Annotated in this window: 11 protein-coding genes; 1 reads left to right on the top strand and 10 read right to left on the bottom strand. The window is 55.5% G+C overall.

Annotated elements, in window-relative coordinates; genetic code table 11:
- Entirely contained in the window at nt 1-453 is a 453-nt protein-coding gene (locus tag RGU70_RS10270; protein ID WP_322209299.1) for an NfeD family protein, read from the bottom strand.
- A gap of 160 nt (nt 454-613) precedes the next feature.
- Entirely contained in the window at nt 614-3,022 is a 2,409-nt protein-coding gene (ppsA, locus tag RGU70_RS10265; RefSeq protein ID WP_416186562.1) for a phosphoenolpyruvate synthase, read from the bottom strand.
- A gap of 338 nt (nt 3,023-3,360) precedes the next feature.
- Here ppsA and RGU70_RS10260 point away from each other — a divergent pair, with 338 nt between their 5' ends.
- Nucleotides 3,361-4,179 carry a pyruvate, water dikinase regulatory protein gene (locus tag RGU70_RS10260; protein WP_416186506.1) on the top strand — a complete coding sequence of 273 codons (819 nt, stop codon included), beginning with the start codon at nt 3,361-3,363 and terminating at the stop codon, nt 4,177-4,179.
- Nucleotides 4,180-4,215: 36 nt separating this feature from the next.
- Here the strand turns inward: RGU70_RS10260 and RGU70_RS10255 are convergent, their stop codons facing one another.
- From RGU70_RS10255 to bamA, 8 genes are all read right to left on the bottom strand, one after another.
- Complete coding sequence (locus RGU70_RS10255) at nt 4,216-5,001, bottom strand: RNA methyltransferase (protein WP_322209297.1); 786 nt, start codon at nt 4,999-5,001, stop codon at nt 4,216-4,218.
- Entirely contained in the window at nt 4,998-5,633 is a 636-nt protein-coding gene (gene rnhB, locus RGU70_RS10250) for a ribonuclease HII (protein ID WP_322209296.1), read from the bottom strand. The genes RGU70_RS10255 and rnhB overlap by 4 nt, the downstream gene beginning before the upstream one ends.
- Nucleotides 5,634-5,649: 16 nt before the next feature.
- Nucleotides 5,650-6,810, bottom strand: coding sequence for a lipid-A-disaccharide synthase (lpxB, locus tag RGU70_RS10245; RefSeq protein WP_322209295.1), 1,161 nt, complete (start codon nt 6,808-6,810; stop codon nt 5,650-5,652).
- Entirely contained in the window at nt 6,794-7,582 is a 789-nt protein-coding gene (lpxA, locus tag RGU70_RS10240; protein ID WP_322209294.1) for an acyl-ACP--UDP-N-acetylglucosamine O-acyltransferase, read from the bottom strand. Before lpxA ends, lpxB begins: the two co-directional genes overlap by 17 nt.
- 5 nt (nt 7,583-7,587) lie before the next feature.
- A complete protein-coding gene (gene fabZ / locus RGU70_RS10235; RefSeq protein WP_416186505.1) occupies nt 7,588-8,058 on the bottom strand; it encodes a 3-hydroxyacyl-ACP dehydratase FabZ in 471 nt (156 codons plus the stop codon).
- Nucleotides 8,048-9,103, bottom strand: a complete 1,056-nt coding sequence (gene lpxD, locus RGU70_RS10230) for a UDP-3-O-(3-hydroxymyristoyl)glucosamine N-acyltransferase (RefSeq protein ID WP_322209293.1) — start codon at nt 9,101-9,103, stop codon at nt 8,048-8,050. The genes fabZ and lpxD overlap by 11 nt, the downstream gene beginning before the upstream one ends.
- Nucleotides 9,104-9,266: 163 nt before the next feature.
- Complete coding sequence (locus tag RGU70_RS10225; RefSeq protein ID WP_416186504.1) at nt 9,267-9,785, bottom strand: OmpH family outer membrane protein; 519 nt, start codon at nt 9,783-9,785, stop codon at nt 9,267-9,269.
- A gap of 67 nt (nt 9,786-9,852) precedes the next feature.
- Complete coding sequence (gene bamA / locus RGU70_RS10220) at nt 9,853-12,192, bottom strand: outer membrane protein assembly factor BamA (protein WP_322209292.1); 2,340 nt, start codon at nt 12,190-12,192, stop codon at nt 9,853-9,855.
- Nucleotides 12,193-12,359: the final 167 nt, after the last annotated feature.

Raw genomic sequence — 12,359 nt, 5'->3', positions numbered from 1 at the left:
TCAGGCATCGGGAGAACGATCGACCAGCAAGCGGCTTCCGCGCACTTCATGGATGAAGAACTGACCTGCGACAGGCGCGCTGCCGGGGATAAGATCGACGTCCCAATCCGCGCCACGGTACTTGACGCGTGCGGTGTAGGTATCGCCCTGCTCATGCCAGAGCGCGACCTGGATGCTCTGGCCAATGTCGAGATTGATATTGGGGTCACGCACTGCATCTCGCTTGTGCCAGTCACCTAAGCGGCTGCGACGCAAGGCGACGACGGCGATGATAGAAACAATCGCCGCGATCAGCAATTGCCCTGACACCGGGATGTCAAATAAGGCGACTGCGCCACCAGCGGCAAAACCGATTGCGATCATCAGCAAATAAAAAGTGCCGGTAAACAATTCAGCAGCGACTAATACGCCGGCCATCAGCCACCAGATTGTCCAATTACTCATGACGCCCATGGCGATTTCCTGAAATGGATTACTGCAACGAAGCAGAACACGCGGATAAACTCGCCGATGCGGTCGATGATACCCCAAAGGCTTAATGCATCCGCGCCGACCAATAAAAACGCGAGCCCGAAGCTCGCGTTTTCAAGATCGAAATAAAAGCTTGATTGCTTTATTTGCTTTCCGCCAATTTTTTCCAGGTATCGATCACCGAGTCAGGATTGAGCGAAATGGAAGCAATGCCCTGCTCCATCAACCACAAGGCAAAGTCAGGGTGATCGGAAGGCCCCTGACCGCAAATGCCGACGTACTTGCCCTTGGCGATACAGGTAGAAATCGCCTTGACCAGCAACGCCTTGACTGCCGGATCGCGCTCGTCAAAATCGGCGGCCAGCAGCTCCAGACCGGAATCGCGATCCAGACCCAGCGTCAGCTGCGTCAGGTCGTTGGAGCCGATGGAGAAACCGTCGAAGAATTCCAGGAACTCTTCGGCCAGAATCGCATTGGATGGCACTTCGCACATCATGATCACGCGCAAGCCGTTTTCGCCGCGCACCAGCTGGTTTTTACCGAGCAAGTTAATCACTTTTTCAGCCTGACCCAGCGTACGGACGAACGGCACCATGATTTCGACGTTGGTCAAACCCATGTCGTTGCGCACCCGCTTCATTGCCAGACATTCCATTTCGAAGGCTTCGGCAAAATCGGCAGACAGGTAACGGGCAGCGCCGCGGAAACCGAGCATAGGATTTTCTTCATCCGGCTCGTAGCGCGAACCGCCGATCAGTTTTTTGTACTCGTTCGACTTGAAGTCGGACAAACGCACAATCACCGGCTTAGGCCAGAACGCCGCCGCAATCGTGGCAATCCCTTCTGCCAGCTTGTCGACATAAAACGCCCGTGGCGAAGCGTGACCGCGCGCGACTGACTCCACCGCTTTTTTCAAATCGGCATCAATATTCGGATAGTCGAGAATCGCTTTCGGATGCACGCCGATATTGTTGTTGATGATGAATTCCAGTCGGGCCAAACCCACGCCGGAATTGGGAATCGATTGAAAATCGAAGGCCAGCTGCGGATTGCCGACGTTCATCATGATTTTCAATGGAATCGACGGCAACTCACCGCGCTCCACTTCAGTCACTTCGGTTTCCAGCAAACCGTCATAGATCTTGCCTTCGTCGCCTTCGGCGCAGGACACGGTCACCAGGGTGCCATCCTTGAGCAGATCGGTCGCATTGCCGCAACCAACCACGGCAGGCACACCCAGTTCACGCGCAATGATCGCCGCGTGGCAGGTACGGCCGCCACGGTTGGTGATGATCGCGGCGGCGCGCTTCATGACGGGTTCCCAGTTGGGGTCGGTCATGTCGGCAACCAGCACATCGCCGGGTTGCACGCGCTCCATTTCGGACGCATCGCGGATCACCCGTACCGGACCGGCGCCGATTTTCTGGCCGATGGCACGTCCGGTGGTCAGCACATTGCTGCTTCCCTTGAGCTTGAAACGCAATTGCGCGTCGCTGGATTTTTGCTGCGATTTGACGGTTTCAGGACGCGCCTGGAGGATGTACAACTTGCCGTCGCGGCCATCCTTGCCCCATTCGATATCCATAGGACGCTGATAATGGTTTTCGATGATGGTGGCGTACTTGGCCAGTTCGACCACTTCGGCATCGTCCAGCGAATAACGGTTGCGCATTTCGATCGACACGTCGACGGTTCTGACCGAACGGCCCGCTTTGGCTTCGCCGGTGAATTCCATCTTGATCATCTTGGAACCGATATTGCGGCGAATCACAGGCGATTTGCCCAGTGCCAGCATCGGTTTGTGAACATAAAACTCATCGGGATTGACTGCGCCCTGCACCACTGTTTCGCCCAGACCATAGCTGGAAGTGATGAATACCACGTCCTTGAAGCCGGATTCGGTATCCAGCGTGAACATGACACCGGCTGCGCCGAGGTCGGAACGCACCATGCGCTGCACACCGGCCGACAAGGCAACTTCAGCGTGCGTGAAACCCTTGTGAACGCGATAGGAGATTGCACGGTCGTTGTACAGGGACGCAAAGACGTGTTTCATGGCTTCCAGCACGTTGTCGATACCGACCACGTTGAGGAAAGTTTCCTGCTGACCGGCGAAAGACGCATCCGGCAAATCTTCGGCGGTGGCGGAAGAACGCACGGCAAACGACATCTCGGCAGAGGAATCGGCCACTAACTGGTCGTAAAACGCCTTGATTTCCTGCTCCAGACGCGGCTGGAAAGGCGTTTCCACGATCCATTCGCGGATTTCAGCACCGGCCGCGGCCAGTGCGCGCACATCTTCGATATCCAGATTGACGAGTCGGTCAGCGATGCGCTTTGCCAGCGAAACGCCGCCGTGTTCGTCATTTTCCAGGAAATCGCGGAAAGCCTGAGCCGTCGTAGCAAAGCCACCCGGCACACGTACTCCGGCTTGCGCGAGCTGGCTGATCATTTCACCTAGTGATGCATTTTTACCGCCGACGGACTCCACATCCGTCATGCGGAGTTTTTCAAAGGGAACGACGTACACGACCCCCTGGGTAGCACCCATATTTGCTGCATTGGACATAACAACCTCTGGTTTGATGATAAGAAATCTTCATTGGCGGCCTCAGACTGATATGTTTTTGTTATTCTTGGGGCGGAGGCAGCAGGAGAGTGGAAACGCATGGCTAAGCGACAGGGCAAACCGGCTCGCGCGGGCTGACGGTAATCCGTAAGCAGGCGAATTGTGCGGTAGCAACTGTGGCAGTCGTAAAGGCATGCGGACGAACCTCCTCATTGAGCGTGCCATTCTACAGGCTGGAAACCGGGTTTTTTCGACAAACAACACAAATTATTATTTATTTTTAATCGACTATGCTTGAAATTAACCCCACTGGACAAGTCTTGCCCGCCCCGGTTCGTACCGTGTTTTTCGTCTCGGACGGTACCGGCATCACTGCCGAAACGCTGGGCCATTCGGTTCTGAGCCAGTTTGAGATGCGATTCAAGCAAATCCGGCTGCCTTTCCTCGATACGCCGGAAAAAGCGCACGAAGCCACCCGCAAGATCAACGATACGGGCGACCTGGACGGCCATCTGCCTATCGTGTTCTCCACCCTGGTGCAGACCGAGCTGTCGGCCATCATCCGCCGCTGCCGCGCGCTGCACATGGATCTGTTTCAGAGTTTTGTCGAGCCGCTGGAGCAGGAACTGGGCGTCAAATCGAGCCATACGATAGGCCGCACCCACAATACCGCCGATTCAGAAGAATATAAAAACCGCATTGAAGCCATTAATTTTTCGCTGGCGCACGATGACGGCCAGTCGAACAAGAATTTGTCGGCAGCCGATGTGATTCTGGTCGGGGTTTCGCGCTGCGGAAAAACACCGACCAGCTTGTATCTGGCGATGCAATTCGGCATCAAGGCGGCCAATTACCCACTGATTCCCGAAGATTTTGAGCGTGAAAAATTGCCGAACGACCTGCTGCCTTACAAAAACAAGATATTCGGCCTGACCATCCTGCCCGACCGCCTGACGGCGATCCGCAATGAACGCCGTCCCGGCAGCAAATATGCGGCGCTGGAAAATTGTCGTTACGAAATCAATGAGGCGGAGAAAATGATGCGCAAGGAAGGCATACGCTGGATGTCGTCGACGTCCAAGTCGATCGAAGAAATTGCAGCGACGGTGATGCAGGAAATCAAGACGGAAACACCCTAAGCAATTCTGATACGGGTCAGGAAGCCCGTGTCGGAATCAGGCTTGCTGCTGACGCACCTGTTCGAAAAAACAGACAGCAGCGGCAGCAGCGACATTGAGCGACTCCATGTCGCCCGCATGCGGAATGGAAATGTGCTGGCTGGCCAAGGCCAGCAGATCTTCCGCCACGCCCTGCCCTTCATGGCCGAACAGCCACAGCAGCGGCTGTCGCAAATCGGTCTGATACAGGCTCTGCACGGCGTGAGAGCTGGTCGCCAGTACCGGTAGCCGGGTATGACGCAGCAATTCGGCCAGATCGGCCTGTTCCACGATATCAAGCAAGAAATGTCCGCCCATCGCCGCCCGCAGTACCTTGGGCGACCACGCGGATGCCGTCCCGCAAGAGCAATACACCTGACGGATCCCGGCGGCGGCGGCGCTGCGCAAAATCGACCCCAGATTGCCCGGGTCCTGCAAATTGTCGAGCAGCACGGCGCTGACTTCCAGGTTCGCCGGGGCAATCGATTCGGGAGTGGCAATCACCAGCAGCACCTCCACCCCATGTTCGACCTGACTCAACGGTGCAAACAAGCTATCAGGCAGCACGATAACCACCCCCGTCTGCCCGTCACAGCGGGCGACAATCGCGGCCACCTCGGCATGTCCAAGCGCGCTTTCAGACACCACGCAAAACAAGGGCAAACCACGATGCTGAAGATAGGACTGCGCCAGATGAATGCCATCGAGCACAGTGCGCCCGGCTTTGCGGCGCGCCTGAGAACTGGCGGCGAGCGACTTCAACTCTTTATAAAACGGGTTATCGCGGGAGGAAATATGTTTCATGTGACAGGATTTTTCTGCGCGACAGCCGCTTCCAGCAAGCGCCGCACGGGTCCGTACGACCGACGATGTACCGGGGAAACGCCATGCAGCTGCAAGCGATCCAGATGCAGCTTGGTCGGATAACCTTTGTGCTGGTCGAATCCGTATTGCGGATAGCTGGCGTGCAACTCTAACAACAGCGCGTCGCGCGCAGTCTTGGCGAGGATGGAGGCGGCGGCAATGGCGGCCACCTTGTCATCGCCACCGACAATCGCTTCCGACCGAACGGCCATGACCGGGCAACGGTTGCCATCAATCAGGGCCAGCGTCGGGACGGTACTCAGCCCTTCCACGGCGCGCCGCATGGCGAGCAGGCTGGCTTGCAAGATGTTAAGACTGTCGATCTCGGCTTCCGAGCACTGCGCTATCGACCAGGCGATGGCATGCGTCTTGATTTCTTCGGCTAAGCGCTCACGCTGCGCTGCACTCAGTTTTTTGGAGTCGCGCACGCCGCTAATCGGATGATCGGGATGCAAAATGACAGCAGCAGCAAACACCGGACCGGCTAACGGGCCGCGCCCGGCTTCATCGACGCCGCACATGATTTCATTGCCGTAATCGACAAACGCAAATTCAAAATTAGGGGATTTCATACGGCAAACAACTCCATTAACGGCCGCTCTCGAGCAAACGGCACACCGCTTCCGCACTCACGCTGGCGGTATCGCAAAGCAGGCTATTGTGCATATCGGTAAAACGCTCTTGCAGCATGGCCAGATGTTGCGGATCGTCCAGCTGGCGCGACAAGGCATCGGCCATGGTCTGGGGTGTGGCGGCATCCTGCAACAGTTCGGGAACCAGAAATTCACGGGCGAGGATGTTAGGCAAACCGACCCACGGCTGGTAATTCATGTGACGCATGATCTGGTACGTCGCCCATGTCATCTTGTAGGCGATCACCATCGGTTTTTTGTACAGCGCGACTTCCAGCGAGGCCGTGCCGGAAGCAACCAGTACGGCATCAGCTGCGGCCATCGCCGTGTGCGACTGCCCGTCCAGTACCTGCAGTGGCAGATCGTCCAGACCGGCTTCGCGGCATAACTGCTCAAAATAGACCCGCTGCGCCGCACCCGCCATCGGCACGATAAATCGCGTGCCCGGTGTGCGTTGCGCCAGCAGACGGGCCGCGCCGATAAAGGTGGCGGTATTGTGTTTGAGCTCCGACATGCGGCTGCCGGGCAGGACGGCGATCACCCTTGCGTCAGTCGGCAAGCCGAGTTCGCGTCGTGCGGCGGCGCCATCGGCCTGCATGGGAATAACTTGCGCCAGCGGATGTCCCACATAAGTCACGGGGATGCCGGCGCGCCGGTATATCTCGACTTCAAACGGAAACACCACCAGCATGTGCGATACCGCGCGGGCGATTTTCTTGATGCGACCGCCACGCCAGGCCCAGATCGAGGGACCGATGAAATGCATGGTGGGGATGCCGGCTTCTTTGAGCGCGGTTTCGAGTCCGAAATTGAAATCGGGAGCATCGACGCCGATGAACAGCGACGGCCGTTCGATCAGCAGACGGTCGCGCAGGGCAATCTGGATGCCCTTGAGTTCGCGGTAGTGCGCAAGCACTTCAAACAGCCCGTTGACCGACAGCTTTTCCATCGGCCAGTGGCTTTCGAAGCCGTACTCGGCCATTTTCGCGCCGCCGATGCCGTGCAGATGCGCCTGCGGCAAACGCGGCCGCAAGCCGGATAACAAACGGCTCGCCAACAGGTCTCCGGAACTTTCACCGGCCACCATGGCGATCGTTACATCAGCGGATGATGCCACGGGAAGATGTCTCGATGAATTCGCGCAACAGCTTCAGATGGACGGCGGACTCGGCGTCCTTCTGCTCTTCTGCCAGGATCGCTTCCTGCGCCTGCTCCAGCGAGAGTCCGGCACGATAAATCAGCTTATAAGCGCGCTTGATCGACATGATCTGGCTGCTGCTGAAGCCACGGCGACGCAATCCCTCGCTGTTGATACCGGCCGGAATGGCACGGTTACCGGCGGCAGTCACGAACGGTGGCACATCCTGGCTGACGGCGGCGGTAAAAGCGGTCATGGCGTGCGCGCCGATACGGCAGAATTGATGCACGGAGGTAAATCCGCCCAAAAATACCCAGTCGTAAAGATGGACATGGCCGGCCAGCGTGGCATTGTTGGCCAGCACCAGATGATTGCCGAGCTGACAGTCGTGCGCCACATGGACGTAGGCCATGAGCAGGTTATCGCTGCCGATGCGAGTCACACCGGCGTCTTGCGCGGTGCCCAGATTGAGCGTAACGAATTCGCGGATGGTGTTGCGGTCGCCGATTTCCAGGCCGGTCGGCTCGCCGGCATATTTCTTGTCCTGCGGTACGGCACCGATGGAGCCGAACTGGAAAATCGTATTGTCGCTGCCGATCGTGGTCCGGCCTTCGATGACGACGTGCGGCCCGATCCGGCTACCAGCACCGATAGAGACATGGGGGCCAATGACAGAATAGGCACCGACTTCGACCGTGCTGTCGAGTTGTGCCGCTGGGTCAATGACGGCAGTGGGATGAATTCTGACCATCGGGCTTATCCCGCCTGGCTGGCGTCGGTGGCGCTGCGCATGGTGCACATCAGATCAGCTTCTACCGCGACCTTGCCGTCGACTGTAGCAATGGCCGTGTATTTCCAGATTCCCCGCGCCCGGCGTGTGATGGTCACTTGCATGACCAACTGATCGCCTGGCTCGACCGGACGCTTGAAACGCGCCTTATCGATGCCGGCAAAATAAACGACGGTATTGGCATCGGGTTTGCGGCCTTCGGTCAGGAAGGAAAGCAAGGCGGCGGTTTGCGCCAGCGCTTCAATCATGAGAACGCCCGGCATTACCGGTTTGTGCGGGAAATGGCCATTGAAGAACTCTTCGTTGGCACTGACGTTTTTGATTGCGGTAATGGTTTTACCGCTTTCCCAACTCAACACGCGATCCACCAGCAGCATGGGGTAACGGTGGGGCAAGTATTCCTTGATCTGGTTGATGTCGAGGATATTAGTCATCATGATTTTCTGTAAACGATTTAACGGTTTTTTCTAAGGCCCGAATTCTCTCACGCAAGGCTGGCAAATTACGCACCAGCGCTGCAGATTTTTCCCATTCGCCGTGTTTGGTGACTGGATAAAAACCGGTGTATTGCCCCGCTTCCGGGATAGAACGCATCGCCAGCGTACCCGCCGACACATGCACCCGGTCGCCAATGGTGATGTGTCCGTGAATCATGGCGGCTCCGCCGATGGAGCAATATTTGCCGATGGTGGCGCTTCCCGCGATACCGGCACAGGCGGCAATGGCGGTATGGGCGCCGATATGGCAGTTGTGTGCAATCTGAATCTGATTATCCAGTTTGACGCCCTCCTCGATGACGGTATCGGCAAGCGCACCACGGTCGATGGTGGTGTTCGCGCCAATTTCGACATCATCACCGATAAGCACACGCCCCACCTGCGGGATTTTGACCCATTCCCCGCCATCGTTGGCAAAACCAAAACCATCGGCACCGATGACCGCGCCGGAATGAACAATCCCGCGCTGCCCTATTACACAGGCGGCATAGAAGGTCACACGGGGATGGAAGCGAGTGCCGTCGCCAATCCGAGCATCGCGGCCAATAAAACTCCCTGCGCCGATTATTGCGTGCTCACCGATGCTGGCGTTGGCTTCGACCACGACATGCGGTCCGATCGTTGCGCTGCTTGCTACGTGGGCGCTGTCGGAAATGATGGCGCTGGGGTGCACACCTGGCACGGCGGCCGGTTCCGAAAGCGTGACAAATAATTGCGCGCTGCGAGCAAAGTAGGCATAGGGATTCGATGCAATGATGCACGCACCGTGGTAATCCGGCTGAATCACGGCGGCGTCAGCCGCAGATAAAATTAGTGCCGCTGCCTGCGTTTGCGCGGCCTGAGCACGGAATTTTGAATTGGAGAGAAAGGTGATATGCGAAGCGTTGGCCGTATCGAGCGGTGCGATGCCGGTCACTTCGATATCGGCATCACCGGTCAGCTGACCACCCAAGCGTTCGACTAATTCTCCCAGCCGAATACTCATACGGGCCTTTATTCTGTAAATGAAGAATGAATTAAATCAGGAGAGCCAGTGGAAGTCATGCGGCGCTATCAAATGGGCGACGCATGAAACATCCCCTTCTATAGCAAGTAGCTGCCTCAAAGGCAGCTACCGACCAATCGCAGAAACGGCAATACTGTCGCTATTATTTGCCCAGCGCGGCGAGTACTTTGTCGGTGATGTCGATGCGTTTGCTGGCGTACACAGCTTCCTGGAATACGATGTCGAATTTTTCAGCTTCGGCGATTTGCTTGATCACCTTGTTTGTGCGTTCCAGCACAATCGCCAACTCTTCGTTACGACGCTGATTCAAATCTTCGCGGAATTCGCGCTGCTTGCGCTGGAATTCTTTGTCGATGTCAGACAGGTCGCGCTGCCGCTTGAGGCGATCGGACTCGGATAAAACGGAAGCATCTTTGTCGAGTTTTTCCGATACCGATTTCATGCGCGCAGCCATGTCTTGCAATTCTTTGTCGCGGCGTGAAAATTCCTGCTCGATCTTGGCCGTTGCCGCCTTGGCTGGTGCCGCTTCACGGAAAATCCGTTCCGTGCTGACAAAACCGATTTTGCTTGACTCTTCCGCCTGAACACTGCCAATCGTCAAAATACACAAGGCCAGCGCCGCAGCGTGGAACGACACGAATGATTTGTTGATGAACTTCAAGGTAATTCTCCGCAATTCAATTTACTAGGTTGACCACTAACTATTATGCCACTGATGTACTTATTACTTAGAAGCCTGTTCCAAGTTGAAACTGGAAGTTCTGAACCTTGTCTGTCGATGTGGCATTCAGAGGTTTGCCGTAGCTCAACTTAATCGGACCGATCGGCGACAACCAGCTGATACCGATACCAGCGCCGTAGCGCAGGCCATTGAGTTTGATCTGCGCCTGATCGGCGAATACATTCCCGCCATCAACAAAGGTAAACCAACGCAAGGTGCGATCCTGACCTGATCCGGGAAACGGGAATTGGAATTCCGCATTCATCAATACCCGCGAAGCACCACCCATGGAATTACCGTATTGATCGACCTTGTCGCCCAAAGATGACGGCTCATAGCCACGCACGGAACCAATACCACCCGCATAAAAATTCTTGAAAATCGGATACGGCTGACCGCCGAAACCGCGACCATAATCAAGCTCGCCATTCAATGCCAGGGTGACAGCTTTGCTGAACAAAGGTTGGAAATACTGATGCTGATATGTTGCCCGGTAGTAGCGCAGATTACCCACACCGGACACTTCGATATTGGCGCGCTGGAAACGACCTTCTGTCGGCACCATCGAGCTATCGCGGCTGTCGCGCTGCCATGCGGCGGTCAATGGGAAGCTGGTCGTATTTGCGCTTCCGATACCGGAGGGGCTGTTACCAAAACTCGTCACGTATTGCTGGTAAAGGTTAGGACTGGTGCTATCCGTGTAGACCGCCGTATTTTCGATACCGAGACCGAAAAATATAGTATCCAACTCTGAAAATGGTACGCCGAACCGAACATCCGCACCGGTAGTACGCACTTTGTAGTAACCCGTTGTGTAGACCGACGGCTGAGTAGTGCGCAAATAAGCATCATACGTACGGCTAATACCGTCATCGGTGAAGTATGGCGTCGTTTGCGATACGGCGATGGTGCGATTCGTTGAGCTTGTATTGACTTCAACACCGATAGTATTGCCGCTACCAAATACGTTTGCTTGCGTGATCGAACCTGTCAGGCTGACCTTGTCCTGCTGGGAGAACCCGGCACCGAGCATGATATTGCCGGTCGGTTTTTCTACCACGCTCATGTTGACATCGACCTGGTCGACGACACCCGGAACTTCAGGCGTATCAATATTGACTTCCTTGAAGTAACCAAGGCGGTCGACACGATCGCGCGACAGCTTGATTTTCGCTCCGTCATACCATGAGTCCTCAAACTGCCGGAACTCGCGACGCACGACTTCGTCACGCGTGCCGGTGTTACCGCTGATATTGACTTTGCGCACATAGACGCGCTTGCCAGGATCGACCAGCAGAGTAAAGGCAACTTCTCTTTTTTCGCGGTCAACGGCAGGAATGGTATTGATATTGGCAAATGCGTAGCCGAAATTACCGAGACGTTCGCTGATTTTTTTGCTGGTCTCAGTCAGTTTGCTGCCTGAATAAATTTCGCCGGCCTTGAACTGAATCAGCGGCTTGATCTGATCTTCCAGACCTAAGGTGTCACCTTCCAGCTTGACGCCGGACACGGTATATTTTTCACCTTCATTGATATTGATCGTAATGTAAATGTCTTTTTTATCTGGCGTAATCGATACCTGGCTGGAATCGACCTGCATTTCCAGATACCCACGATCGAGATAGAACGAACGCAAGGCATCGACATCAACCGACAATTTTTGCTTCGAATACTGATCTGCTTTGGTGTACCAGGTGAACCAGCCGGGAGTAGTCAGTTTCAGCTCTGAGCGCAATGCGCTGTCAGAAAATGCCTTGTTGCCGACGATGGTGATCAGCTTGATGCGTGAAACTTCACCCTCATCGACGTTGAAAGTAATTGCTACGCGGTTGCGCTCAACCGGAGTCACTGTCGTTGTCACCTTCGCGCCGTACAAGCCGCGCGTCAGGTATTGCCGCTTCAGTTCCTGCTCACCGCGATCAACCAGCGACTTATCGAAAATCCGCGATTCCGAGACACCGATTTCCTTCATCGCCTTGTTCAGTTGATCCTTATCGAATTCCTTGGTACCGATGAATTCGATGCTGGCAATTGCCGGACGCTCTTCCACTTGCACGACCAGCACATTTCCTTCGGACTCAATTCGCACATCCTTGAAGAAACCGGTCGCATACAGCGCCTTGATCGCCGTGACTGCCTTGTCATCGTTGAAGGTATCGCCAACATGCACGGGCAAATAACCGAATACGGTGCCAGCCTCAGTTCGCTGTATTCCCTCAACGCGAATATCCTTGACGACAAACGGTTCGACAGCTTGCGCCTGACTGGAACAGAGCGCGAATACTGCTGCGGCAACAAGGCTTCGGGAAAAACTCGGCAAGGGGAAATACGCAGTATGTAATTTCATTAGCTAATTCGTTAATTAACGGTAATACGGCAACACGCCACGTTTGCAGCAGATCAAATCGTAGCGACGGGGATAAACAAAACTATTCTTCCGGGATTTCTATGCGGCAATGTGATGCATCGTTACGTTTATTCGGAAGCTCCCTGCTTTTCACCCTTGGCAACAAC

The organism is Herbaspirillum sp. RTI4, assembly GCF_034313965.1.
Taxonomy (GTDB): domain Bacteria; phylum Pseudomonadota; class Gammaproteobacteria; order Burkholderiales; family Burkholderiaceae_D; genus Herbaspirillum.
This window is presented reverse-complemented; position numbering and strand designations above follow the sequence as displayed.

Excerpts from the sequence above, each read along its gene's own strand:
- RGU70_RS10270 (WP_322209299.1), bottom strand. The coding sequence starts at position 453 with ATGGGCGTCATGAGTAATTGGACAATCTGGTGGCTGATGGCCGGCGTA.
- ppsA (WP_416186562.1), bottom strand. The coding sequence starts at position 3,022 with ATGGGTGCTACCCAGGGGGTCGTGTACGTCGTTCCCTTTGAAAAACTC.
- RGU70_RS10255 (WP_322209297.1), bottom strand. The coding sequence starts at position 5,001 with ATGAAACATATTTCCTCCCGCGATAACCCGTTTTATAAAGAGTTGAAG.
- rnhB (WP_322209296.1), bottom strand. The coding sequence starts at position 5,633 with ATGAAATCCCCTAATTTTGAATTTGCGTTTGTCGATTACGGCAATGAA.
- lpxA (WP_322209294.1), bottom strand. The coding sequence starts at position 7,582 with ATGGTCAGAATTCATCCCACTGCCGTCATTGACCCAGCGGCACAACTC.
- fabZ (WP_416186505.1), bottom strand. The coding sequence starts at position 8,058 with ATGATGACTAATATCCTCGACATCAACCAGATCAAGGAATACTTGCCC.
- lpxD (WP_322209293.1), bottom strand. The coding sequence starts at position 9,103 with ATGAGTATTCGGCTGGGAGAATTAGTCGAACGCTTGGGTGGTCAGCTG.
- bamA (WP_322209292.1), bottom strand. The coding sequence starts at position 12,192 with ATGAAATTACATACTGCGTATTTCCCCTTGCCGAGTTTTTCCCGAAGC.